This is a genomic window from Pseudomonadota bacterium (genome assembly GCA_027624715.1).
Taxonomy (GTDB): Bacteria; Pseudomonadota; Gammaproteobacteria; order Burkholderiales; family Eutrophovitaceae; genus Eutrophovita.
In genome coordinates this window covers 90,390-116,008 of record JAQBTV010000002.1, presented here as the reverse complement: position 1 = coordinate 116,008, position 25,619 = coordinate 90,390, and the positions used below count along the sequence as shown (strand labels likewise).

Sequence of the window (25,619 nt, the reverse complement as noted above, 5' to 3'; positions counted from 1 at the left end):
TAAAAAAATTAAAATTAAATCGACCCGAACGTTCGGCTTTCATCCACCAGTTTCGTTAAGTACGTCGAGACCTTCCAATGATCTCCCAATGCTTGACTTGAATAGCGTTGAATTCCGTCAACAACTGCAGACAATCCGATCGTATCTGCATAGAACATCGGCCCACCTCGATAGCGAGGAAAGCCATAGCCGAAAGCATAGATCACATCAATGTCTGAGGCCCTTTGGGCGACGCCCTCTGCCAAAATATCAGCGCCTTCATTGATCAAGGCAAACATGAGTCGTTCGACAATTTCAAAAGCCTCTATCGTTCGACGTTCAATCCCTTTTTCGCGCGAGGCAGCCTCAATAATTGTGGCAGCCTCGGGATTAACCTGTGGCACCCGACTTCCAGACTCATACGTGTAATATCCACGACCAGTTTTTTGACCAAACCAACCGAGCTCACAAATACGATCAGGTATTGTCACATACCGCTTACTCATTGCGCCTTCAGCTTGTTTTCTTTTGCGAATAGCCCACCCAATATCTAAGCCGGCTAAATCACTCATTCGAAAAGGCCCCATTGCAAACCCAAAAGACTCAATGGCCTGATCTACTTCTTGCGGCAACGCACCCTCTTCAATTAAATACTCAGCCTCTCTTAAGTACGTATGAATCATACGGTTCCCAACAAAACCATCACACACACCGACGCAGACAGGAATTTTTTTAATGTTCTTAGCGATCTGCATTGACGTCGCAATCACTTTGGGAGAAGTTCTATCTGCTCTAACCACCTCCAACAAACGCATGACATTAGCCGGACTAAAAAAATGCAAACCGATAACCTGCTCTGGCCGTTGCGTGACCCCAGCAATTTGATTGATGTCCAAAGTTGAAGTATTTGTAGCAAGAATCGCCGTAGGCTTCAAAATAGCATCCAACTCACGAAAGATTGCTTTCTTAACTTCCATCTCCTCATACACCGCCTCAATCACCAAATCAGCTTCAGAAACAGCGGAGAGTTGTGTGCTGCCACTCAATAGCGCCACGCGCTGATCACGGTCCTCAGCACTGAGTCGGCCTTTCTCGACAGTTGCTAGATAATTTCTCTTGATCGTATCAATCCCTTTTTGGAGGGTATCTTCGTTTGTGTCTAGAATGAGTACTGGAAGACCTACATTCAGAAAATTCATCGCGATACCAGCGCCCATCATTCCAGCACCAATCACAGCAACCGTTTGCACTGAAGACACTTCAATCTCCTTTGAAAGGCCATCTACTTTATTGGCTTGCCTCTCCGCGAAAAATAAATGCCTCAATGATTTTGACTCGTTTGTCGACATCAATTGTTCGATATTCTTACGCTCAATCTGTAAACCCTCTCTGAAAGGCTTAGTTATGGCTGCTTCAACACACTCAACGATGCCAAGTGGTGCAGGATATCCGCGCCATTTTTTTTGCGCTGTTTCTCGGGCTTGAGTAATAAAAAGTTTAGCATCAATGGATGTTTCTACAGAACGTTGGCTGACCCTTGCTACGGCCAATCCAGCACGCAAAGCACGTTTAAGCCATTGCAACGCACCCTCAAGCAAGTCACCCTCAATGAGTTCGTCAACAATCCCCAGCGACTTGGCCTCATCAACGGACATCAAATCACCTGTCGTCATTACCTCCAACGCACGCTCGGCCCCAATCATTCTTGGAAGCCTTTGTGTCCCACCCGCACCCGGCAAAATACCCAGCTTGACTTCAGGTAACGCGATAACGGTAGTGGCGCTGGCTAAACGATAATGACAGGTCAGTGCAAGCTCAAATCCACCGCCCATTGTAGGTCCCGACAAAGCCGACACAATGGGTTTGGTAACCGTATCCATGTACGCCAACAAATCGGTTAACGTTGCCATCCCCGGTACTGTAGGTTTTCCAAATTCAGATATATCCGCACCACCCGAAAAATTTTTGCCACCACCAATCATTAAAAAAGCGTTGACTCGAGGATCATGATCTCCAGACTTGATGGCATCTAGTAACCTCTGGAGCACACCCTTATTGACGGACAATGCATTAACAGGTGGATTATCGATTTGAATCAAACCAATTGATCCGCGTACTTCATAGCTAACCACTTCTGACATAAATATTCCCCTAATTAATTACCGGGCTCGCCAATTTAGAGGCACAGGTTACACTTTAGACTAAACCTCTAGCCACTCCTTACGTACAGACTCATCAGCTTGAAGATCTGCGGGAGAACCCTCAAAAACAATTTGACCATGGCCCATGACATATAGCCTTTGAGAAATTCTCAACGCGATCGTGAGCTTTTGTTCCACGAATAAAATAGACACTCCTCGCTTTGAGATTTCTTCAAATAAGGTCGCCATTTGTTCTACAATCTTCGGTGCAAGGCCTTCAGTCGGCTCATCAATCATGACTAACTCTGGATTTCCCATTAAGGTTCGGCACAGCGTGAGCATTTGTTGCTCACCGCCAGACAAGACGCCAGCCGGAGCATGTAATCGCTCTTTGAGACTGGGAAACAAAACGTACATCTCTTCTTCTGACCACCGTGATTCTTTTTGGTCAGATTTGAGACCGAGCAATAAGTTTTGGCGCACAGTTAACGTCGGGAATATGTCTCTATTCTCTGGAACGTATCCCAATCCTCTGCGCGCGATTTCATAGCTTCGCAATCCAGATAAAGATTGATTCTGAAAGTTAATTTCACCGGTATGTTCAACCTGCCCCATGATTGCTTTAACTGTTGTCGACCGACCGACCCCATTTCGCCCAAGGAGACTGACTATTTCTCCCGATCGAACATGCAAATCGACTCCTTGTAGCACGTGACTCTTACCATAGTAAGCATGCAGATCGGACACTCGAAGCATGATTTCCGTCATACGAATTCCTTCTTGTCTCCGTCGATCGGTATGCCCAAATACGCTTCCTGAACTTTCTTACTCATTCTTATTTCAGCCGGCGTCCCACTCGCAATCACCTCACCATAGACGAGGACCGATATCCGGTCAGCAAGATCGAAAACGACTCCCATGTCATGCTCGACCATGAGCAAGGTTTTCCCTTCAGTCACCCGCGAAATCAATTGAACGGCAATGTCGGATTCCGAACGACTCATACCAGCCGTGGGCTCGTCCAACAAAATAACGTTGGCGCCCGATGCAATCGTGATTCCTATTTCAAGGGCTCTTTGTTCCGCATACGTCAGCTCTCCAGCCATCTTTTCTCGACGATTCTCTAAACCAATCATCTCTAGGGTACGCTCCGCACTTTCCTTAACGTCACGAAGTGCAGAAACCCTTCGCAAAAATGAATAGCGATGCCCTAATACCCAGAGTACCGAACACCTTAAATTCTCAAATACCGAGAGTTTTGGAAATATGTTGGTGATTTGAAAACTTCGAGAAAGCCCCAAGCGATTAATCACTTGCGCTTCTCTATTCGTAATATCAGCCCCATTTAAGGCTATTGAACCCGAAGATACAGGGAATCGCCCGCTTATAAGATTGAATAAGGTCGACTTACCAGCCCCATTAGGGCCAATTAACGCATGTCGCTCACCAGCGACAATCTCGAGGTTGATCCCATTGATGATTTCAGTTTGACCAAATCTTTTCCGGACATCAACCAAAGCTAGCGCATGTCGATTCATTCTTTCACCTAGTTCCATCTCGCCAACTCTGGAGTTAAATCCTCCCACACCCGGTCAACTGATCTAATTGCATGCCTCAGGAGGAATACCCCAACCAAAAGGAGTAACCCCACAATGATCCAACTACCTGCAATATACGGTCCAACTAAAGACGTCCCTCGATATAACAACTCAATCACTCCGATAATGCCCATTAAGGTGGCTCCACCAGCACACAGAGCGAATAGGTATGAAGGCATGAGTCGTTTCATGACACCCGCACGCCACACAGGGGCATGAATCGTGATGAGGCTCGATATTCCACCCGGCGAAAACAGAATAATCATTAGAAAAAGAAGCCCGAAATACAACAACCAAGCCTCGGTGAAATTAGATAGAACAGATTGCAGAAAAGTCACTAACACCGCACCGATAATGGGCCCCCAAAATTGACCGATGCCACCAATGAACGCCATCAGCACAACATTTCCAGAGGCCATCAGTCCTAAGGACTCAGCTGTAATAATTTCATAGTTAATCGTTAAAAGCGCGCCACCAATTCCTGCAAAAAAACCTGCAAGACTCATCATGATCCACCTGACCCGAGTAGGGTTATAACCCACAAACTGGGCACGCTCAGGATTATCCCGAACAGCATTTGCAATTCGACCCAAAGGCGTACGCGTGATAGCAAACATTAATGCCATCGAAATAAAACACCACAATGCAATAAGGTAGTACACCTGGATTTGAGGTCCATAAGAAATTCCCCAAACAGCACCACCCGCAGTTCTATTCGTGACGATGCCACCCTCCCCTCCGAAGAAAGTTGTGAACATCAACGCACTGGCGGCAACCATTTCAGCAATACCCAGTGAAATCATGGCAAATGGCGTTCCTGGCCTACGCGTCGTTACAAAACCCAAAAGCAAACTAAAGACTAATCCTGTCAAACCACCCAGGAGCGGCATAAGTGAAATAGGTAAACCAAAGACCCCCGCCTCAACAAAATTGATGGCGTGTGCCGTCATGAAAGCACCGAGACCAAAATAGACTGCATGACCAAACGACAGCAGCCCTGTTTGCCCAAGCAACATGTTGTACGAGAGTGAGAAAATTATGGCAATACCCAATTGGGACAGTATGGACAGCGCAAATCCGCCGTGAAACACAATGGGCAGAAGTACAAATACCAGAGCAACCGAACTCCAAAGTATTAGCCGTGACTTATTGAAAACTCGCTCCATGCTATGTTTCTCTCGTCCCCATGAGACCACGTGGCCGAACTATGAGCATCAAAACCATCAGCAGATAAGGCAATACCGGAGCTGTTTGCGAAATCGTAATGGACAAACCAGCGTACAAACTCGAATTCGAATCAATAATCACCCCTAATCCAGCCATGAGGTCAATAAACGACAAATCAAGCCCCACTGAAAACGTCTGGATAAAGCCTATTAATAACGACGCAATAAATGCGCCCACAAGAGACCCCATACCACCTACTACTACCACGACAAACACAATTGACCCAACAGCAAATGCCATACCGGGCTCGGTAATAAAGAGGTTGCCACCCAATACACCAGCTAAACCCGCTAGAGCACATCCACCCGCAAATACGAGCATGAATACCCGAGGCACGTTATGCCCAAGCGCTTGAACCATGTCCGGGTGCGTGAGAGACGCTTGGACAATCAGGCCAATACGTGTTTTTGTAAGCACGAGATAGAGCGATATCAGCATCCCGACAGAAACAATCATCATGAATGCGCGATAGGCAGGGTATTGAGTATCGAATAGCGTAAACAACGAGAATTGTAAGGATTCTGGTATTCGGTAGTCAACTGGGGCCCTTCCCCAAACCAGATGCACGACCTCTTCGATCACATAGGCTAACCCGAAGGTAAACAGAAGCTCTGCAACATGTCCAAATTTATGAACTTTTCTCAGCCCATAACGTTCAGTGACTGCGCCTACAACCCCGACCAAAATCGGCGCTAGAAACAATGCAGCCCAAAACCCAAACACCAAACCTGTTTGAAAAGCAAAGTAAGCACCCAGCATATAAAAGCTTGCATGTGCGAAATTCAAGACACCCATCATGCTAAAAATCAGCGTTAATCCGGACGAGAGCATAAATAGTAGCAATCCGTAGGAAAGACTATTCAGTAACGTAATTAGAAAAAATTCCAAATCTAATTTCCTTCTTCTAATTTAACAAACTCAACCTAAATCACTCAAATTGACAGGTCGTTGTCATATGGGTTTTCTAAGCAGGAATCTCTGCAAGTGTTTCAAACCCTAATCCAGTGTGCTCAACATCAATCAGATCATGCTTACCCGAAATTTTAACAAGCTTCGACACAAAAAGAGGTTGCAACAATTGATGGTTGTCTGCTCGCATCGAAACAAGTCCTACATCATCCGTAAATTCCATGTCTCTTAGACCTCTACCAACAGACTCAGGATTATGGCCTCCTGATTCTATCATTGCTTGCTCTAACTTTCTAACGGCAGGTCGAATCGAGCCGTAATACGCGTCTTCAGAAGCGTCAGGATATTTTTTTCCTGTACAGCCTAGCATTCTCTTTCGTCACTTCATTAATATTTCCATGCCAATTTGTAACTTGATGCACGCGTTCAATGCCCGACTATCCAATAGACGTCACGCCACCCGTCATGCCCACATTAAAAGTAAAAAAATCAACATCAACACCCATTTGTCTTGCGGACTTAATTAATAGGGTCAAATTACTACCCCAATTACCAGTCACGATTGCTCGAGCACCAGAGGCTTTGATTTTTGCAATGTAAGGCGAAAAATCCTTGACTCTTCCAATCGGGTGTAAATCATCTCTAACAATACGTAGATCTGGTCTTTTTGATGCAAGCATTGACCGTGCAGCCGCAGAAACTGCTTGGCCATAAGAGTAGTCTTGGTTGATCAAATACACTGAATCAATATCCTTACGAACAGCAATATATTCTGTGAGAGCGGCCATCTTCATATTGACATCGGCATCAAATCTAAAGTGACTTTTTTCACAATACTCATTTGTCAAAGCCGGATCTAGTGCTGCATAGTTCATAAAAAGCACAGGATGGTCAGGGTTGCGGCGATCATGCTTCGCAATTCCACCGGATAGAGCAATGGCAACACTGGAACTATTACCCTGTAAAACGTAATCAACTCCCGCATCCAATGCAGAGCGAAAAACCAATAAAGCTTCTTGCGGATTCGTTTTGTTATCAAATGGAAGTACTTTTATTCGAATGCCCCCCGGCAGATTCCCGCGGCGGTTCACATCGTCTACCTCTAATTGCAGATGTCGCGGTGCTACCTCTCCGATGTTGGCAAAAGAGCCACTCAGTCCTTCAACAAAACCAATCGAAACTTCGTTATTGGTTTGACCACACGAGACTTGTAAACCCAATAACGCAACACAAAGCTAAAGATATCAATCGCACACGCCCCCCTAAATAGCTTAACTAATACTTTATTATATTCACACCATTCACACCATTCACACCATTTACACCATTCATACACACTCAGCTAATTATAAGTTCAGATCAACTAAGTTATTCCCAGAAGTTTTTTTCGATATGATGTCGAATCTACGATAAATTGTTACATTTAGGAAAAATAATGCTCGGTCAAATGATGGAGGTGCCGCTTTTAATATCACACATGCTAAGACATGCAGATCGCTACCATGGGGACTCTGAAATCGTCAGCAGGATGGTCAATGGCGACATGCACCGATACACTTATCGAGATGCACATAAAAGGACACGAAGGCTCGCCAATGCATTACTGGCAATCGGCGTTAGCCACGGCGACCGATTGGGCACTTTGGCTTGGAACACACACCGGCACTACGAAGCCTACTTCGGCATTGCAGGCATTGGCGCCATCAGCCACACCATAAATCCACGCCTATTTCCGGAGCAAATCGCTTACATTATTAATCATGCAGAAGATAAATTATTGTTTATCGATGAGACCTTCATACCACTCGTCGAATCACTAATATCAAAACTACCGACTGTTGAAAAAATCATTATCCTGACTGATAAATCTGACATTGAAACATCTTTATCCAATTGGGTAGCCTATGAACCACTCATTGCAGCCCAGTCTGACGAATTCGATTGGCCTACCTTTGATGAGCGCAGTGCTTCGTCACTCTGCTACACATCGGGCACCACTGGAAACCCTAAAGGGGTACTCTATTCACATCGCTCTACGGTCATACACACCTACATCTCCTCTATGCCAGATGCACTCAATATATCAGCCATAGATGTTGTCATGCCTGTCGTCCCTATGTTTCACGTCAACGCTTGGGGCTTACCTTACATATGCACTATGTCGGGCGCAAAACTAGTGTTTCCAGGCCCGGCCATGGATGGCCAAAGTTTGTGCCAACTGATGCAAGCTGAAAGTGTCACTTTATCGGCAGGCGTGCCAACAATTTGGGCAGGCGTAGATAGGTACCTTAAAGACAACTACCTAAAATTACCTAGCCTCAAACGCATTGTGATTGGCGGCTCGGCGTGTCCGAGCTCAATGATTCGAGCTTTCGAGATCGATCATAAGATCGAAGTAGCGCACGCTTGGGGCATGACTGAATTGAGTCCTCTTGGCACCTTCAATAAATTCAAAACCAAACACCTCAAATTTGATCGAGATACTCAATTGAGATTTAAAGCACGCCAAGGACGGGTCATATTCGGAGTTGACATGAAAATTGTTGACGGAGACGGTAACGAGCTGCCTTGGGATGGCACAACATTTGGCGATCTACTAGTGAGAGGTCCGAATGTATTAAGTAACTACTTTAAACACTCTGATGATCTTTTAATCACCGATTCCGAACAAAACAGTTGGTTTATGACCGGAGATGTTGCAACCATTGATCCTGATGGATACATGCAAATTACCGATCGATCAAAAGATGTTATTAAATCTGGTGGTGAGTGGGTCAGTTCTATTGAAATTGAAAATACCGCAGTCGCACACAGCGACATTATCGAAGCCGCTGCAATCGCCATTCCACACCCGAAGTGGGATGAACGTCCTTTACTGGTGGTTGTTAAGAAACCTGACTCCTCAGTCACCAAAGAGGAACTTCTGAAGTTTTTTGTAGGCAAGATCGCCAAATGGTGTATCCCCGATGATGTTGTATTTGTTAAAGAAATACCCCATACCGCTACAGGAAAAATTTTAAAAACCAAGTTACGAGAGGACTTCGCGAACTATAATTCTGACGATGCGTGACCTACACGGGAAACTAATAACCTCTGTTTAAATCCACTGTCGAATGCGGCAGATCACCAGTTTCAACAAGTTTGATATTGTCGATTATCTGGTCAAGAGCCGCCTGCGGGACTGTGAGTCCTGACACATGAGGAGTGATGATCACGTTTGGATGATTCCATAACGAACTTTTCGATGGCAAGGGTTCTGCTTCAAAAACATCAAGCATAGCGCCCGCAATCAACCCTTCAGCCAAGGCTTCTAACAAATCCTCTTCACAGACATGCTGACCACGCCCTATGTTGATCAAGAAGGATCGAGCCGACATGCGACTGAAGAATTTCTTATTGATTAACCCTTTGGTCTTATCTGTCAATGGGAGTAAATTCACGACAACACGAGACTCTATGAGAAAGGCAGATAAACCATTCTCACCATCAAAGGTGCGTATATTATCGAGGGCCTTAGGGCCGGTACTCCAACCTAAAACAGAAAATCCAATTTGAGCGAGTTGCCGAGCAACGATCAAACCAATCGCTCCTAGGCCCATCACTCCGACGGGAAACTGTTCTATTGGCTCAATATCCTCAATGGGCTTCCACTGCCGCGCATCCTGTAGTTGCCGATATGCCTCAAATTGCCTCTGAAAACGAAGGACCCCATAGATTACGTAATGCGCCATTTGTTGGGCCATACCCGCATCGGACAATCGGATAATCGGGACGTGCGGCAATTCCGGATCTTTGAGTAACGAATCAACTCCCGCTCCTAATACAAAGATTGCCCGTAAATTAACAAAACCTTTAAGAAAACCTGCTGGCGGATTCCAAACCAAAGCATACCGAACAGCACACTCGTCCTCAACATCCTTGAGCAACTCAAATTGAAACTGTGGCAGATCTTGCTCTATCCGAAACCTCCAAACTGTTTCTGCACCCAATTCACTATAAAAACCGATGACTGGCCGCGGCTTTGACATGCTGATCGTTGATTTACTCGACGTTAATTTCAAGATTATCGATGAGTCTCGTAGAACCCAGGGTTGCAGCACCAAGAACGACTAACTTCGTTTCATTTTCCGCTGGTCTGCGCAACCCTTTCTGAGCACGAATAACGACATAGTCAACAGTCCAACCATAACGCGCCAAACGCGCACCCGCAGCGTACTCCATTGCAACATACTTGCGATCTCCACCCAAAATTGCATCTCTGATCTGGATCATCGTATCTCTCAGTCTTGGCGCTTCGCTCCGTTCAGACTCACTTAAAAAGCGATTTCTAGAGGACAACGCTAAGCCGTCATCTGATAGCACTGTTTCAGCTGGAACAATTTCAATAGGCATAGACAACTGTTCCGTTAATTCTTGAATGATAGCGAGTTGCTGATAATCTTTCTTTCCAAATACAGCCATCCGAGGTTGAACCACATTAAATAATTTTGTAACCACCGTGCAAACCCCTCGAAAATGACCCGGTCTAAATCGCCCCTCTAAACCATTAGCGATCTTAGGAGGATCAATAAAAAATACTTGCGGCTCGGGATACATTTCATACTCATTCGGACAAAACACAATATCGTTCCCTAAACTTTCCAACTTTGCGCAATCCTCCTCAAACGTCCGTGGATATCGCGAAAAATCTTCGCTTTGCCCAAACTGAAGCCGATTGACAAAAATTGTCGTTACCACAATGGGTGCACGCTCTTTACCGATACGTACCAAACTCAAGTGACCATCATGAATGTTCCCCATCGTTGGCACACAACACACCTGAGTCTCTGATGATAAACGTGCCCTAAGCTCGGGAATTGTCCTAATTATTTCCATTGCAATACACCCTCATTTCCCAATACACAATAGTACCCAACAAATTAAAAGCAATGTTCCGGTGCTGGGAAAGTTCCTACTTTTACCTCTGCAACGTACGCCTTTACCGCGTCCAATATGGAAGGGGCTCCAGTCATGAAATTTTTCACGAATTTTGGCTTATGGCCCTGATAAATATCCAACATATCGTAAAGATTAAGAATTTGACCGGAACAAAATGGACCCGCGCCAATACCAATTACAGGAATATTGACGGACTCCGTCACTCGTTTACCTACCTCGTTGGGCACCAACTCGAGCACCAAACCAGAAGCACCTGCAGCCTCTAATGCCTTCGCTGCCACAACTAACTCATTAAGGGCCTCGTCAGTTTTCCCTTGAACCTTAAAACCGCCAAACGCGTGAACAGATTGTGGGGTCAGTCCGATATGCCCAAAAACGGGGATACCACGCTCTACTACAAAATTAACAGTGTCCGCCATAATCGTCCCGCCTTCGAGTTTGACCATATGCGCACCCGCAGCCATCAATTCGACCGCATTCTCGAAAGCCTGCTCCGGACTTTGTTGATAACTCCCAAACGGCAAATCCCCGACAATAAGTCCACGACTCGTGCCCTTAGCAACGCACCTAATGTGGTACGCCATGTCATCCATAGTCACGCCCAAAGTAGAATTGTCGCCTTTCACCACCATGCCCAGCGAATCTCCAACTAAGAACATATCAACTTCAGCAATATCCAACATACCCGCAAAACTAGCATCAGTACACGTCAACATCGTAATCGGATCATTTTCAGAACGCATTTTTTTCAGCGTCGAAATTGTTACTTTTGCCATCATTAATCCTTCACAGTTTTTGGCTACGACCAGATTGCCTTACTCATTTAGTCTATTTACTATTTCGATTAATTTTTTAGTACCTATTAATCTGACTTTAAAGATTCTACTATTTACAATGTCTTTCTACTCAATAACACATTGCCACATCACCGAACGTATCACTCAATCATCTTCTCATCAAAAATGCGAAAGATTATATATTTGTTACAAAATTATATTTCGAGAGAATCGAGTCATCAAACAAGGATTGTAGTTCTTTATATTTTCGTAACAGACTCGCCCGCTATAAGCTCAATGGAATTCGAGGAAACGAAATTTTTAGAAAATCTTATTTCCGGAGCAATTTCTAATAACGGCTTTAAGACAAAAGCCCTTTCAAACATTCGCGGATGTGGGATGCAGATATCAGATGACGAATATCTCATCTCACCAAACAGGAGCACATCTAAATCAATAATTCGAGGTCCATTACGAACCGTTCTGACCCTACCAAAAATTTTCTCGATATTCAGCAAATACTGAAGCAATGTATCCGGGCCTATACTGACCGATACTTTGCAAACTGCATTCACGAAGTCCGGTTGGTCAACTATTCCGATAGGATCCGACTTATAAAAAGAAGATGTGGCGATCATGTCAACAGACTGCAGCCTGCTAATATTGTCCAACGCGTCACGCACATTTTGCAAAGCATCCCCTAAGTTTGAACCCAGACCAATAAATGCAACCTCGCTAACACCACCCTCTTTCATTCGTCTAAAGCAGCAATATTAGTACTCGGCTTTTTTCTCGTTCGACGTCGCCCGCGTTTTACAGACCTATTTGAGTCAACCGTATTATTACGCTCTAACCATGAATCTTGATCCTCTAGCGGAAGCTCCTGAAAATATCGCCACCACTCCACCAATTCCTCTGCGACCTCTCCAGCAAAACCTCTTAGCTCCAAAAAATCATAGCCGGCACGAAATCTCCCATGCCGCAAAGTCTGAGCGGGCTTCTTGCCTTTACGGGCCAAGAGGCGACCTTGGAGATACCAAATATCTCTAACGTCAGCAATAAGTCTTTTAGGAATAAACGTTTGCCCCATGCCATCACAAACGTCATCTATTGATCGTGCGAGAGTACCCATATACTTAGGATCTCCCTCAACATAATTCCACTTTTTTTGCACATCAGCCCAAAGAACTGCAGCAAATACAAATGCAGGGGAAACCGACTTTCCGCTATTAATTCGCTCATCAGTTTTTTGAAACACCAATTGCAAAAATTCTCCTTCTTCAGATTTCTCTTTGATCTTGCCTAATTTTTTAAATAAAGCTACATGAAAACCGTGAGTCACAATTTGCTCTACAGCAGACGCCGAAGAGCCACTTTTTATAATTTTTATAAATTCATCATAAAGTCGAGCGGTGGGTACATCACCCAAAAGCGTAGCTAGCTTTTTGAACGGAGCCTTCGTTTTGGAATCAATGGTTAAGTCAAGCTTCTCAGAAAGCCTGATTGCACGCAGCATCCGCACTGGATCCTCTCGATACCGCTGCATAGGAGCCCCAATAATTCTAAGCACACTCTGTCTCGTGTCTTCATAGCCTCCACAAAAATCTAAAACCTCTTCAGTGCGCATGTCATAAAAAAGTGCGTTCACCGTGAAATCACGCCGGATCGCATCCTCATTAATTGAACCAAACGTATTGTCACGTAACACACGACCTTTACGATCTTGGGTATCTGACGTGTCATGCGGCGCACGAAACGTAGACACTTCAACCAAGTCACCCCCGCAGTACACATGCACCAATCTAAATCGACGACCAATGATTCGAGAACTCCCGAACACCCTCCTGACTTGCTCGGGTGTCGCGCCAGTAACCACATCGAAATCTTTGGGCTTGAAGCCCAACAACAAATCCCGAACAGCACCACCGACAACATAAGCTTCGTAGCCCCTTTGATTAAGGGTTGAGATTATCCGGGTAGCGCAAGCACTAATATGACGAATATCTATGTCGTGTTCCTCAACAGGAATACGAATTGGGCGACTCCCCTTTGGTGGCTGCTGCCCCATAAGCCTACTAATTAGACGCCTTATCATTGATTCATTGAACTGTATCTCGACAGGTTAACCCTAGTGCTTGTACGGGGATTATAACGTACACCCTTTCAGCAGATCGGAACGAACAGCCGTGCACCATCATGCATCACCAGATCAAACCGAGTCAGATATAAAGCCTCTAAATTACTAAGGGTCAGTGTTTCACTGCAAGTACCCGAAAAATGAGCCCCATCCGCAAACAGCATCAGCGTGTGCGTAAAAAAACGGTTCACCATATTGATGTCGTGTACTACCATCATCGAGGCTTTATCTTTCTTTTGTGTTAGATCACAAACCCACGATAAAAATTTCATCTGCCCAGAATAATCTAAATTTTCAAGTGGCTCGTCCCAAAGAAATAATTTCGGATCTTGTGCCATTAAACTGGCCAAACGCACGCGCTGTCGCTCGCCGCCGGACAAACTACGGTATTCACGGCCACTCAAACTCAAGATATCAAAATGTTCTAGCGCTCGTTGAGTCATTATCTGATCATCAGCAGATTTACCCCAAAGCCTAGTCGCATGAGAATAACGTCCTAACCCAACATACTCCTCCACACACCCCCAATAATGATCCTCTTCAAACTGGGGTAGTAAGCCAATCTGCCTCGCTAAGGATTTTTTCGGAAACGCATGCGTCGCAACACCATCGGCGAGGATTCTTCCCTTCAACGGCTTATCAATGCCCGCTAAAAGTCGCAACAAAGATGATTTACCTGTCCCATTAGCACCCAAAATTGCCCAGTTCTCACCTAAACCCACTGCTAAAGAGAGGTCACTCAAAAGCACCTTATCACCAATCATAACCGCCAGATCATTAGTCTCTAACATCGCTACGCTTATTTAATAAGTAAATCAGGACGGGCACGCCAATCAGAGCGGTCATAACGCCCACAGGTAATTGTAGAGGCGCCCAAACAGACCGCGCTAAGGTATCCGCAACTGCCACCATGGCACCGCCGACACAAGCAGACATCGGGATCAAATATCGATGCGACCAAACGCCAGTCATTCGAATCATATGCGGTACTACAAGACCGACAAAACCAATTGCCCCACCCTCAACCACAACGGCAACGGCTGCTGAAGAGGCTAAAAGGTAGATCGCATATTCAAGTCGTTTCACAGAAACACCAATAGCTAACGCACGTTCAGATCCAAGCGACATAGCATCAAGCGCTCGCCCAAAAACAACGCCAACAACGATAATTAAGATCGCAAGCGCACCAGCCCAAACCCTAGGTTGCGCGTAGGTCAGATCTCCCATCATCCAAAAAATCATACCTTTCATCATATTTGGCGGAGACAGCACAAGAATCAAACTGATCAGTGCATTCAAGCCTGCCGACACCATCACCCCTGTCAGGATGAGTCGATAAGGATTCCAATCTGCGCCCCTGCTGGCGATTAATGCGACCAGCACAATCACTAACCCCCCCCCGAGAAATCCAAACGCGATTGAATAAGCTGGTACCGCGAACACCAGCGCCCCAAGGACACCCAAAGACGCACCACTGGAAATACCAAAAATATAAGGATCCGCAAGTGGATTACGTAACAAAGTTTGGAGTAAACAACCAGACATCGCGAGTAGCGCGCCCGAAATAAAGGCAGCAAGAATCCTAGGAAATCTCAACTGCGAGATTACCGTCCAATAAATCCCCTCACCTGAGCGAATACCATCAATAATCGTTGTGATCGGAATAGACACACTACCAAAACTAATGCACGCGATCGATACACAAACACTCAGGCAGGCTACCAAAAATAATGCTGACGACTGACCAATTCGTAACATTAGAAGGTTATTGTTTGCGGTGCAAGTTAAGCACCTCCCAACCATTTAACCGCGCATGGTCAAGCAACTTCAGGTCTGGATTAACTGCTATTGGTGTTTGTACGACATCAAGTAGAGGTAGATCGTTAATCGAGTCACTAAAAAATAAAGTTTCCTCAAAATTCGCCAAAGACAAATCTATGGCGTTCAACCATTGATTCACGCGCTTCACCTTCCCCTCCCGAAAGGACGGCTCTCCGACAACGTTACCTGTGAATTCGCCCTCTATCTCTTCTGGCTCAGTAGCAATGAGATGTTCAATGAAGAACTCATCTGCTATGGGTCGCGTGATGAATGAATTGGTCGCTGTAACGATAGCAACTAATTCGCCTGAAAACTGGAGCACCAAATCACGCGCCGCCTGTGTGATCATGGGCCGCACTTTCGAACTCATATATTCATCGTGCCACTGATTCAATTGAATACGTGAATGCTTGCTTAACGGTCGCAATTGAAAATCCAAAAACTCGGCAATATCAAGCGTACCGTTTTGATACTTTGAATAAAAATCCTGATTACGACTTTCGTATTCTTCTCGATCAAGAATCCCCTTCTCGATAAGAAATTGCGCCCATTCATAATCGCTATCACCATCAAGCAATGTGTTATCGAGATCAAAAAGAACCAGCTTCATACGTTGACCTTAATTAACTTAAACATCGAAAACCATCAAACTAGATCTCCCAACGCAAAAAATGATTTGACTAAGGGAATCGTGATGCCCCTTTTAAGCTCCATAGAATATCGATCTAAACCATCGAGCAACGCTACAAGACTCGTCAAATCACGAGGATGCCGCGCTAAGACAAACGCAATGACCTCTGGGGAAATGTCAAATCCACGCAGTTTCGCATACTCCACCATAGCCTCTTTTTTTTGAATATCATCCAATGGGAAGATTTGATACACCAAACCCCAGCCAAGCCGAGTGAGCACATCTGGCCTAAGACTTAGCCCGGATAAAGGTTGCCGCCCGTTAACAAACATGCGTCCACCGCAATCTCTTATCTCGTTATAAACATTAAAAAATTCGATTTGCTCATCCCCATCTAAGCGGTCTACTCCATCAACACACACACAGAGCTGATCATCCAGAGGATCCGAATGATCCAAGCTCAAACCATAAGAAGTCTGCTTACCTGAATCTTGCCAAGCGGCTCCAACAGCTCGCAACAAATGCGTCTTCCCCGATCCTTCCAAACCCCAAAGATACATAAACCGAACCTCTTCCCGACCAAGCAAAAACTTTCCTATAGTCGATAAAAGCTCGCGGTTCTGCCCAACAACAAAATTGTCGAGCGAAGGAGGCGGTGCCGTTTTCAGTTGAAAAGCAAGTTGATGCATTGGTCGTTTCATTAACCGCTAATAATATAGCGAGTAAGTTCTCTCTGAAGTGTCTCACTTTGGCACGCAGCGCTAAGTAACAAAGTAAACCAGAGTGAGTTTAGGTAGAATTCAATATCAATACTGAGAATTCTATCAGGGTCTGAGACTGGCCTTGGTTGATTATCACGTTAACGAACCAAAAGACCTGCATAAAATTCTGTTGGCGGGTCAGGACTTAAGCGAGCGACCGATCGTGATGAACGAAAAACTCTCATACAAGGAAGCTGGAGTCGACATAGACGCTGGCGAGCAACTTGTCAAAAATATCAAACCGCTAGCAGCTAGGACAAATAGAGACGGCACGCTCGGGGGCATCGGCGGATTTGGTGCTTTATTTGAACTTCCAAAAGGCTATAAAAATCCGGTTCTTGTTACAGGAACAGATGGCGTGGGAACCAAATTAAAAATCGCGTTGGACCTTGAACGACACGACACCATTGGAATCGATCTGGTCGCAATGAGCGTCAATGACATTTTGGTACAAGGGGCCGAACCTTTATTCTTCCTCGATTATTTTTCTTGTGGAAAACTTGACGTCTCAAGAGCAACAGATGTTATTTCCGGTATCGCGCAAGGATGTAGGCAGGCCGGATGCGCGCTCATTGGCGGAGAGACCGCAGAAATGCCAGGAATGTACTCTGGTGACGAATACGATCTAGCTGGATTTGCAGTGGGCGCCGTAGAAAAAGACCAAATTATCTCAGGCGCAGACATCTCCAACGGTGATGTACTTCTAGGGCTAAGCAGCAGTGGCGCTCATTCAAATGGGTACTCTTTAATCCGTAAAATAATCTCAAAATCTGGAGCTAAACTCGATCAAATTATTGGGGAAAAGACGCTTGGAGACTTACTCATTGAGCCAACGCGAATTTATGTTCGCCCCGTTCTAGAAGCTATCAAAACAGGAACGATTAAAGGTCTCGCCCACATAACGGGCGGTGGGATCACTGAGAACGTCCCAAGAATACTCCCCAAAAATCTCATTGCGGAAATTGACGTCCATGCCTGGCCAAGAAGCGATCTATTTACGTGGATTCAGAAAAATGGAAATGTTGACGACGAAGAAATGCTTCGGGTGTTTAATTGCGGGATAGGCATGGTAGTAGTTTGTGCTCCAGAGCATGCGGACACTCTAATCCGTATGCTTGAATCAGCAGGTGAAACCGTATTTCGAATTGGAAGCGTTTTAGACAGACAAGGAACGGAGCACCAAACACGTCTTATCAAGACTTAACCGAGTATACGGCGCAGATCTCATGAAAAAAATAGCCATCTTGATATCTGGACGCGGTACCAACATGCAAGCCATTGTTGACGCACAGTTACCTTATGAAATTTGCGGCGTCATCAGCAACAATCCAAATGCTGCGGGCTTGACCTTCGCTGAGGCACGGAACATCAATACCTGCGTTGTCAATCACCGTGACTATGCTGATCGCCACTCCTTCGATGAGGCCTTGGGGGACGCCATAGCTGCAATCCAGCCAGACCTTGTTGTACTGGCTGGATTTATGAGAATTCTAACGGCCGGCCTGGTAACGCGCTTTCCTGGGAAAATGATCAATATCCACCCCTCTTTACTGCCCGCGTTTCGAGGGCTAAACACCCACGAAAGAGCAATTACAGAAGGCGTAAAACTGCACGGCTGTACCGTTCACTTCGTAACCCCTAACCTTGATGAGGGCCCCATTATTGCGCAAGCCGCGCTTTGGGTCAGACCAAACGATACCCCTCAAACGCTCGCCGATCGCGTTCTCATCCTTGAACACAAGATTCTGCCTAAAACGGTCACATGGGTTTTAGATGGACACTGTACAATGAAAGCTAACCGCGTCACATTAGATCCATCGATTATTGATGACAGTTTTAGCTTTCAAAGGTAATTTGCGTTGAGCCTCAAAACAGGATCTGACTTCTTTTGTGTATTTTTTACATTGATGAGCCTTGAGTTCATAAATACAGCGCAAGCCGCGCCGCCTCCAACAGTAAGGATTGTATTTGAGGTCACTATGGGCAGCCTAAAAATTGGGCGAGGCATCGACACCCTCCAACACGACTCAGGCTCCTACACGCTGACTAGTCAAATTATTCCCAAAGGACTAGCGTCACTATATCTTGACGAGATCAAGCGCAAAAGTAGAGGACTCGTTTCTGCGGCTGGACTCACTCCTAAATATTTTAGCGAAGAGGGGAACAAAAAAAAGGGACGCAGCGAAGCTAACTTTGATTGGGAGAAGCAAGAAGTAACGCTAGTAACGCAGGATGGTCAACAAACGTTACCGCTGATTGCTGAGAGCGCGGATCAAGCAACACTGCCCTACCTCTTTGCTTTTAAAAAGAAACTACCCATGAAATCATCTATTTATATTACCGATGGCAGACGATTCAAGCTCTACCAATACGAGCGTAGGGACGATGATGTAATTAAAACAGCAATTGGCGCGCTAAAAGTAGCGCACTTCAAAAAAGTCGTCGACAACGACATCGATCAGCAGTTTGAATTTTGGTTGTCACATCAACACGATTTATTACCCATAAAAATCCGATTTGTTGACAAGAAAGGGAATGTCATCGAGTCTACTGTTCAGACTCTGACCACAAATTAGTGGAAGCACTGAGCCCAAAAGTCTTCGATGCTGCCGTTGCAGCGACCACCGAAATATTGAAATTCACGTCTCCAGCAGATTCAATACTATCCAGCTATTTCAGAAATAATAGAGACTTGGGTAGTCATGAACGTCCGGTCGTTGCTGATGTGGCCTATAGCGTCATCCGAAACAAAATATACTTGGAAAAGACTTCGGGATCAGAAGACGCACTGATGCTTTGTCTCGCCGCCTTGAATAAGGTCTTTGGTTTGTCACTCAAATCTCTCAAAAGCAAAGTTGCGGCAAGATGGCACAAAGACATACAACGACTCTGTGATGAACGCCCAGGTGAGCTCAGTATTCAAGAGCGCTATTCTCTACCGGATTGGTTATGGCGAAAAATTGAAACACAATATGGCTCCGATGAGGGTTCAAGTCTTGCGCAATCCTTACTGCGCAAGGCGCCGTTTGATCTACGCGTGAATTTAATTCGATCATCTCGAGACAAAGTGTTGGCTGAATTAGCGGTCGAAGGCATCGAGGCAACACCCACATTACTCTCACCTCATGGCATACGCCTCAAAGACAATTTCGAACTACAAAAACACAGGCTATTTCTTGAGGGGCATATTGAGGTGCAGGATGAAGGAAGCCAAATACTCGCGCAACTTGTAGGCGCAAAAAGAGGTCAGATGGTCGTGGATTTCTGCGCAGGAGCCGGCGGAAAAACACTGGCACTCGGTGCGATGATGAGCAACACAGGTCGTCTTTATGCTTTCGATGTGTCAGCCAAACGATTAGAGCGTTTAAAACCTCGATTAAAAAGGTCCGGATTATCAAACGTCCACCCGCAGTTAATCGGCAGCGAAACTGATCCCAGAATTCAAAGGCTTACTGGTAAAATTGATCGCGTCTTGATTGATGCCCCCTGCAGCGGATTAGGCACGTTGCGGCGTAACCCCGACATGAAATGGCGACAAAAAGAACAAGATATTACCTCGATGAGCGAAAAACAATTCAGAATTCTGAGTTCCGCGAGTAAATTGGTGAAACTGGGGGGATTAATCGTGTATGGGACCTGCAGCCTACTTCGCGATGAAAATGAGTCCGTAGTTGAGCGCTTTATGGAGGACCACCCAGGCAAATTCGAGCTTGTTAATGCGGCCGAAGCACTCGCTATTGATGGAATTTATATAGAATCGGCCCCATACTTAAGACTGTTGCCAAATATCCATGGATGTGATGGTTTTTTCTCTGCTGTATTGAAGGCGCTTTAGCCACGCCAAAAGAAAACCCTAATTAAAAGAGAACAATTCAGCACTTTTGAGGTCGTAGGGAGTTAAATTTTAATATTTCTATCGCTCAGTTGGTTTAAAATGCTGGATAACGCGTCATAAATGAGGATATTGAATGGACTTAGCAACTATTGCCCAAGCGTCGACATGGACTAGCGGACTCATTGATTTACCTTGGTGGGGCTATATTCTCACCGCTTTGGGTCTTACACACATAACCATTGCGGCAGTAACGATTTACCTACATCGACACTCTGCTCACCGAGCACTAGACCTTCACCCTGTCGTCACTCATTTTTTCCGCTTCTGGCTTTGGCTAACAACGGGTATGGTCACGCAACAATGGACTGCAATTCATCGGAAACATCACGCGAGATGTGAAACAGAGGAAGACCCTCACAGCCCACAAACACTGGGATTAAAGAAAGTCTTTACTGAAGGCGCCGAGTTATACAAAAAAGAGGCTAAAAATCAGGAAACAATCGACAAATTCGGTCATGGTACACCTGATGATTGGATTGAGAGGCGTCTCTACAAGAAACACGAAACGATCGGAATTGTCACAATGCTTGTTATCGACTTAATACTCTTCGGTGCGATCGGAATTACAATTTGGGCGGTTCAGATGATTTGGATTCCTCTTTTTGCCGCCGGAGTAATTAATGGCGTTGGGCACGTCCTTGGTTACCGTAATTTCAACGTTAATGACGCAAGCACGAACATTATTCCGTGGGGCATACTGATCGGTGGTGAAGAGTTACACAACAATCATCATGCCTATGCGTCATCAGCCAAGCTTTCGTCCCGATGGTACGAGTTTGATATAGGCTGGCTGTATATCCGTCTGATGGAGATAGTTGGACTTGCCACTGTAAAACGTATGGCTGCAAAGGTTCAATTATCAGACTCGCCACAAAGCATTGATGACAAAAATCTTCAAGCCATCATCACACATCGTTGGGATGTGTTGGCTCAATACTCTAACTCCATTAAGGCCACATGTGTGGCGGAGATAAAACACATTGCCGAGCTACATCGATTCAAAAGACCCGACATCGGAAAATGGTTATCTTTTGATCAAAAGTTTTTGAGCCCCACTGACTTAGAACGACTTAAGCAATTTGGGGAGAAGAGTAAAACATTAAGAACGATTGTGAAAATGCGGGACGAATTGTCCGAGCTGTGGATTAAGTCGACGGCGTCTAAAGAGCAATTGGTAGAGCGCCTCGAAGACTGGTGCAAACGAGCTGAAACATCGGGTATTACAGCATTGAAAGACTTTTCCTATCTCTTGCGCCGGTATGCCTAGCTAAATATTAGTGAACAGATACAAGTCTTCAATTGAGTATTCTTCGATAGGTTCATGTAAATAATTACCAAACTTAATCAATCTATCGTGATGAGTTACAAACATTAATTCTTGAATAACTCGTAAGCGTCCATTTTCTTCTAAAGTTGCCTTTGGCAACAAAAAGCCCGCATTTAGCGGGCCTTTCTATTTCATGAAAACTACAACTTAATCTACTTGAGCTTAGTCTCTTTGTAGATCACGTGCTTTCGAACAACAGGATCAAATTTCTTAATCTCCATTTTCTCTGGCATGGTACGTTTGTTTTTTGTTGTAGTGTAAAAGTGTCCGGTACCTGCAGAAGACTCTAATTTGATCTTATCTCTCATGCTGATTCTCCATTAAGTCCTTAAATTGCCTTTCGTGCGCGCATCTCAGCTAACACAACGTCAATACCTTTCTTATCGATTAACCGCAAACCCGCCGGCGTCAGACGAAGTCTCACCCATCGATTCTCACTCTCCACCCAAATGCGCTTAGAATGAAGATTTGGCAAAAATCGTCTCTTATTTCTATTATTGGCGTGAGAGACGTTATTTCCTGTTATCGGCTTTATACCGGTGACTTGGCATACTCTAGACATAAGTTAAGGTCCTACTTTTAATTGTCACTATTTGTAAAGCCAAGCTTTATACCATAGAAACGTCATTTTTGGCAATATATAAGGGGGCCAAAGATTGAATTTTTCATTGTATTAAGCTCCAAAAAAGAACCATTAACCTTGTATCCAAACCGAACCGGGTGTAGATTAGACGCTGTGGAAGGTATGTTTTCCTCAATCCCCAAAATAAGTAATTAAAAATAATCGGGGATTTATTTTATTTTCTAGTGAAGAGGAGTACTAAATGAAAAAAGTTCTTAGTTTAGTGTTAGGCGTTGCGGCTCTAGCAGTCGCCGTAAGCGCGTCAGCTGATGGTCACAAACACAAAGCTACAGGTGTTAACAAAGCGTACTGGGCAACTAGTGGTATGTTTGGGCCTTTCGCAATCAATGGCTTGATTCCATCAATCCCTGCAGATAAGGTTCGGGACGTAACCATTCCTATCAGCATGTGGATCATTGATCATGACAAAGGTTTGGTTGTTTTTGATACAGGTAACAATATAGAAGTTACAAAAAACTGTGAAGCTTATTGGGATAAGGGTACTTGTGGCTTCTTAAAGCCAAATCAAACTGCTGCAACCACAATCGACGGCTGGCTCAAGAAGTTAGGCTATAAAACAGAAGACGTTAAGGTTGTTGTAACCTCTCATGCTCACTTGGATCATGCCGGAAACTTGAAGCTATTCCCAAACGCAGTCCATGCTTTCCAAAAAGCTGAGTTGTATCAGGGTTGGTGGCCAGAGCAATTCCAAGGCCGTACCGGAGCTCCATTCGTCAAAGCAGACATGGAAGGCACTCGAGGCTACAACTTCCTGGAACTTAATGGCGACTATGACCTCTTTGGTGACGGAAGCGTTGTGATTTTAAGCACGCCAGGTCACACACTTGGCCACCAGTCAATGCAAGTTACAATGAAGTCTGGCAAGCGTATCCTACTTGCTCAAGATGCCATTTGGATGCAGGAAAACCTTGACGGCCATCCTGCAGGCTTAAACTTCAGTGTTAAGACGTATTTTGAATCATTAAATCGCATGAAGTTCATTCGTGATCTACAAGGCGTCCAGCTATTTTTTGGCCACGATGAAAATCAGTGGGCGGCCGGTGGAGATCGTTGGTACAAGTAATAATTTACTTGTAACGTAGACTTAACGGAAAAAACCCCCTTCATAGGGGGTTTTTTTAACCTGAACATCATCCGGAATTCACACAAATACCGTGTCAAATCAACCTGCTCTGATATCTGTCGAATCTGTTACCAAAAGGTATGGCAGTAAAGAAATCATTCATGACATCTCCTTTGATGTTAAAAAAGGGGAAATTGTTGGTTTTCTCGGGCCTAATGGGGCGGGAAAAACTACTACGATGCGTATGATTGCCGGCTTCACCGCAACCACAACAGGTAAGGTGGTTGTCGCCGGACATGATATGTCCCACGATAACTATGAGGGCGCGAAAAAAATAGGGTACCTGCCAGAGCATCCACCACTATACGAAGTATTGAAAGTTAAACGCTATTTACAATTTGTTTCAAAAGTTAAACGAATTAGTCGATCGAGAATCAACTTAGAGCTTGACCGAGTCATTACTGCATGCCGATTGGAAGCGGTAACAGACAAAGAAATTTATAAACTATCTAAGGGATATCGCCAGCGAGTTGGGTTAGCCCAAGCGCTCTTAGGCGATCCAGAAGTATTGCTACTTGATGAGCCGACAGCAGGTTTAGATCCAGGACAAATACAAGAAACTCGAGAGGTCATCAGATCTTTCGGCCAAGACCACGCTGTTTTATTGAGCACGCATATTCTGCCCGAGGTAACCCTTATTTGTCAGCGTATTGCGATCATTAACGACGGTCGTATACTGGCCGTTGACTCTCCAGAAGCTTTGCAATCTGCGTCGGACCGCACAAACAACGTATCAATGGAGCTCAGTGGGGATAACCAAAAAATTGAGGAAGCTATTAGATCCATAAACGGCGTCAAAGACGTCAAGTTCTCTCCTGTCAAGAATAAAGAGAGGTATTTTCAGGTGAATTGCCATGTTGAATCGCGAGACGGTATCGAATCTGATCTAGCGAAGATAGTTACGGCTCATGGAGCCTTACATAGCCTCGCAAGACAAAAGCCAACTCTAGAAAATGTTTTTTTAAAATATGTCAATGACGGTGCGCAGCGGGAAAATATAAACCTATGAACGGCTTAACCGCAGTGCTCAACAAAGAGCTAACCAACTATTTCCAATCACCGATCGCCTATTTCATCGTCGCAGTTTTCTTACTGGGTACGGGTTATTTTTTCATTGATCATGTATTCTTGAGCGGCTCAGCCGCTATGGATACGACATTACAGAGTATGGGTGTCCTGCTCATCACTGTTGTACCGGCCATATCTATGCGTTTGTTTTCTGCTGAATATAGTGGTAGAACCATCGAGCTTTTGATGACACTACCACTTAGGAAATGGGAAATCGTTCTAGGAAAATATTTGGGTGCAGTCATTATTTTCCTGATTATGACGCTAACCACCTGCATCAATCTCATTCCATTGTGGCTCTACGGCAACCCGCATATCCTAAATATCATATCGGGCTACGTCGGATTTATCTTATTAGGCATGGCATGTATCGCAATCGGTCAACTATTTTCGGCTTTAACTGAAAATCAAATCATTGCCGCACTCATGACTTGGCCTGTTTTACTTGGGTTTTGGTTTGTTGGTAAATTTAAATCATTCCAACAGACTGCCTGGTTGAGAAGTTTATCTGACTACCTGTCGTTTAGCGGACATTATGGTGATTTTCTGCGTGGGATCATTCGCTCAGAGGGCGTGATTTTTTTCTTAGCGGTGACCCTAATCGCCCTGATACTTAACACAGCCTATATGCAGGGAAGACGATAA

General features: G+C 44.9%; 27 protein-coding genes. 9 read left to right on the top strand and 18 right to left on the bottom strand.

Translation table 11 applies throughout. The features are described 5' to 3' along the window. Positions 1 to 14: 14 nt before the first annotated feature. From O3A65_02075 to O3A65_02045, 7 genes are all read right to left on the bottom strand, one after another. The gene (locus O3A65_02075) at positions 15 to 2,120 is read right to left on the bottom strand and encodes a 3-hydroxyacyl-CoA dehydrogenase NAD-binding domain-containing protein (GenBank protein ID MDA1331248.1); all 2,106 of its coding nucleotides are present in this window, start codon (positions 2,118 to 2,120) and stop codon (positions 15 to 17) included. A gap of 60 nt (positions 2,121 to 2,180) precedes the next feature. Next, complete coding sequence (locus tag O3A65_02070; GenBank protein ID MDA1331247.1) at positions 2,181 to 2,876, bottom strand: ABC transporter ATP-binding protein; 696 nt, start codon at positions 2,874 to 2,876, stop codon at positions 2,181 to 2,183. Between the two features lie 8 nt (positions 2,877 to 2,884). Next, positions 2,885 to 3,658: an ABC transporter ATP-binding protein gene (locus O3A65_02065; GenBank protein MDA1331246.1), complete on the bottom strand. Its 774-nt coding sequence runs from the start codon at positions 3,656 to 3,658 to the stop codon at positions 2,885 to 2,887. An 8-nt stretch (positions 3,659 to 3,666) separates the two neighbouring features. Beyond that, the gene (locus tag O3A65_02060; GenBank protein MDA1331245.1) at positions 3,667 to 4,884 is read right to left on the bottom strand and encodes a branched-chain amino acid ABC transporter permease; all 1,218 of its coding nucleotides are present in this window, start codon (positions 4,882 to 4,884) and stop codon (positions 3,667 to 3,669) included. Between the two features lies 1 nt (position 4,885). Continuing rightward, positions 4,886 to 5,833, bottom strand: coding sequence for a branched-chain amino acid ABC transporter permease (locus O3A65_02055; protein ID MDA1331244.1), 948 nt, complete (start codon positions 5,831 to 5,833; stop codon positions 4,886 to 4,888). Positions 5,834 to 5,909: 76 nt separating this feature from the next. Next, on the bottom strand, positions 5,910 to 6,224 hold the full coding sequence (locus O3A65_02050) for a hypothetical protein (protein MDA1331243.1): 315 nt from the start codon (positions 6,222 to 6,224) through the stop codon (positions 5,910 to 5,912). 67 nt (positions 6,225 to 6,291) lie between these two features. Continuing rightward, on the bottom strand, positions 6,292 to 7,074 hold the full coding sequence (locus O3A65_02045) for an ABC transporter substrate-binding protein (protein ID MDA1331242.1): 783 nt from the start codon (positions 7,072 to 7,074) through the stop codon (positions 6,292 to 6,294). Positions 7,075 to 7,289: 215 nt separating this feature from the next. On the opposite strand from O3A65_02045, the gene O3A65_02040 reads away from it, so the two are divergent. Beyond that, a complete protein-coding gene (locus O3A65_02040; protein MDA1331241.1) occupies positions 7,290 to 8,924 on the top strand; it encodes a 3-(methylthio)propionyl-CoA ligase in 1,635 nt (544 codons plus the stop codon). Positions 8,925 to 8,937: 13 nt separating this feature from the next. Here the strand turns inward: O3A65_02040 and O3A65_02035 are convergent, their stop codons facing one another. The 9 genes from O3A65_02035 to hda all read right to left on the bottom strand — a co-directional run bounded on the left by O3A65_02035 (position 8,938) and on the right by hda (position 16,858). Continuing rightward, complete coding sequence (locus O3A65_02035) at positions 8,938 to 9,882, bottom strand: glyoxylate/hydroxypyruvate reductase A (protein ID MDA1331240.1); 945 nt, start codon at positions 9,880 to 9,882, stop codon at positions 8,938 to 8,940. A gap of 13 nt (positions 9,883 to 9,895) precedes the next feature. Next, the gene (panC, locus tag O3A65_02030; protein ID MDA1331239.1) at positions 9,896 to 10,729 is read right to left on the bottom strand and encodes a pantoate--beta-alanine ligase; all 834 of its coding nucleotides are present in this window, start codon (positions 10,727 to 10,729) and stop codon (positions 9,896 to 9,898) included. A gap of 44 nt (positions 10,730 to 10,773) precedes the next feature. After that, on the bottom strand, positions 10,774 to 11,568 hold the full coding sequence (panB, locus tag O3A65_02025; GenBank protein ID MDA1331238.1) for a 3-methyl-2-oxobutanoate hydroxymethyltransferase: 795 nt from the start codon (positions 11,566 to 11,568) through the stop codon (positions 10,774 to 10,776). Between the two features lie 260 nt (positions 11,569 to 11,828). Then, on the bottom strand, positions 11,829 to 12,323 hold the full coding sequence (folK, locus tag O3A65_02020; protein MDA1331237.1) for a 2-amino-4-hydroxy-6-hydroxymethyldihydropteridine diphosphokinase: 495 nt from the start codon (positions 12,321 to 12,323) through the stop codon (positions 11,829 to 11,831). After that, the gene (gene pcnB, locus O3A65_02015; GenBank protein MDA1331236.1) at positions 12,320 to 13,636 is read right to left on the bottom strand and encodes a polynucleotide adenylyltransferase PcnB; all 1,317 of its coding nucleotides are present in this window, start codon (positions 13,634 to 13,636) and stop codon (positions 12,320 to 12,322) included. Before pcnB ends, folK begins: the two co-directional genes overlap by 4 nt. A gap of 95 nt (positions 13,637 to 13,731) precedes the next feature. Further along, positions 13,732 to 14,496, bottom strand: a complete 765-nt coding sequence (locus O3A65_02010; protein MDA1331235.1) for an ABC transporter ATP-binding protein — start codon at positions 14,494 to 14,496, stop codon at positions 13,732 to 13,734. Further along, on the bottom strand, positions 14,483 to 15,463 hold the full coding sequence (locus O3A65_02005) for an iron ABC transporter permease (protein ID MDA1331234.1): 981 nt from the start codon (positions 15,461 to 15,463) through the stop codon (positions 14,483 to 14,485). The genes O3A65_02010 and O3A65_02005 overlap by 14 nt, the downstream gene beginning before the upstream one ends. Positions 15,464 to 15,470: 7 nt before the next feature. Then, entirely contained in the window at positions 15,471 to 16,136 is a 666-nt protein-coding gene (locus tag O3A65_02000; GenBank protein ID MDA1331233.1) for an HAD-IB family hydrolase, read from the bottom strand. 35 nt (positions 16,137 to 16,171) lie between these two features. Next, positions 16,172 to 16,858 carry a DnaA regulatory inactivator Hda gene (gene hda / locus O3A65_01995; GenBank protein MDA1331232.1) on the bottom strand — a complete coding sequence of 229 codons (687 nt, stop codon included), beginning with the start codon at positions 16,856 to 16,858 and terminating at the stop codon, positions 16,172 to 16,174. A gap of 226 nt (positions 16,859 to 17,084) precedes the next feature. On the opposite strand from hda, the gene purM reads away from it, so the two are divergent. The 5 genes from purM to O3A65_01970 all read left to right on the top strand — a co-directional run bounded on the left by purM (position 17,085) and on the right by O3A65_01970 (position 22,080). Then, positions 17,085 to 18,122, top strand: a complete 1,038-nt coding sequence (purM, locus tag O3A65_01990; GenBank protein ID MDA1331231.1) for a phosphoribosylformylglycinamidine cyclo-ligase — start codon at positions 17,085 to 17,087, stop codon at positions 18,120 to 18,122. 22 nt (positions 18,123 to 18,144) lie between these two features. Continuing rightward, complete coding sequence (purN, locus tag O3A65_01985) at positions 18,145 to 18,771, top strand: phosphoribosylglycinamide formyltransferase (protein ID MDA1331230.1); 627 nt, start codon at positions 18,145 to 18,147, stop codon at positions 18,769 to 18,771. 6 nt (positions 18,772 to 18,777) lie between these two features. After that, positions 18,778 to 19,494, top strand: coding sequence for a DUF3108 domain-containing protein (locus O3A65_01980; GenBank protein MDA1331229.1), 717 nt, complete (start codon positions 18,778 to 18,780; stop codon positions 19,492 to 19,494). Beyond that, positions 19,494 to 20,753: an RsmB/NOP family class I SAM-dependent RNA methyltransferase gene (locus O3A65_01975; GenBank protein ID MDA1331228.1), complete on the top strand. Its 1,260-nt coding sequence runs from the start codon at positions 19,494 to 19,496 to the stop codon at positions 20,751 to 20,753. Before O3A65_01980 ends, O3A65_01975 begins: the two co-directional genes overlap by 1 nt. Positions 20,754 to 20,886: 133 nt before the next feature. After that, the gene (locus tag O3A65_01970; protein ID MDA1331227.1) at positions 20,887 to 22,080 is read left to right on the top strand and encodes a fatty acid desaturase; all 1,194 of its coding nucleotides are present in this window, start codon (positions 20,887 to 20,889) and stop codon (positions 22,078 to 22,080) included. A 212-nt stretch (positions 22,081 to 22,292) separates the two neighbouring features. Here the strand turns inward: O3A65_01970 and rpmG are convergent, their stop codons facing one another. Both rpmG and rpmB read right to left on the bottom strand, forming a co-directional pair. After that, entirely contained in the window at positions 22,293 to 22,448 is a 156-nt protein-coding gene (gene rpmG / locus O3A65_01965; protein ID MDA1331226.1) for a 50S ribosomal protein L33, read from the bottom strand. Positions 22,449 to 22,468: 20 nt separating this feature from the next. After that, positions 22,469 to 22,702, bottom strand: a complete 234-nt coding sequence (rpmB, locus tag O3A65_01960; GenBank protein ID MDA1331225.1) for a 50S ribosomal protein L28 — start codon at positions 22,700 to 22,702, stop codon at positions 22,469 to 22,471. A 262-nt stretch (positions 22,703 to 22,964) separates the two neighbouring features. Between rpmB and O3A65_01955 the strand changes: the two genes are divergently transcribed. The 3 genes from O3A65_01955 (at position 22,965) to O3A65_01945 (ending at position 25,619) form a co-directional block, all read left to right on the top strand. After that, the gene (locus O3A65_01955) at positions 22,965 to 23,846 is read left to right on the top strand and encodes an N-acyl homoserine lactonase family protein (GenBank protein MDA1331224.1); all 882 of its coding nucleotides are present in this window, start codon (positions 22,965 to 22,967) and stop codon (positions 23,844 to 23,846) included. Between the two features lie 91 nt (positions 23,847 to 23,937). Next, positions 23,938 to 24,915: an ABC transporter ATP-binding protein gene (locus tag O3A65_01950; protein ID MDA1331223.1), complete on the top strand. Its 978-nt coding sequence runs from the start codon at positions 23,938 to 23,940 to the stop codon at positions 24,913 to 24,915. Beyond that, positions 24,912 to 25,619 carry an ABC transporter permease gene (locus O3A65_01945; protein MDA1331222.1) on the top strand — a complete coding sequence of 236 codons (708 nt, stop codon included), beginning with the start codon at positions 24,912 to 24,914 and terminating at the stop codon, positions 25,617 to 25,619. Before O3A65_01950 ends, O3A65_01945 begins: the two co-directional genes overlap by 4 nt.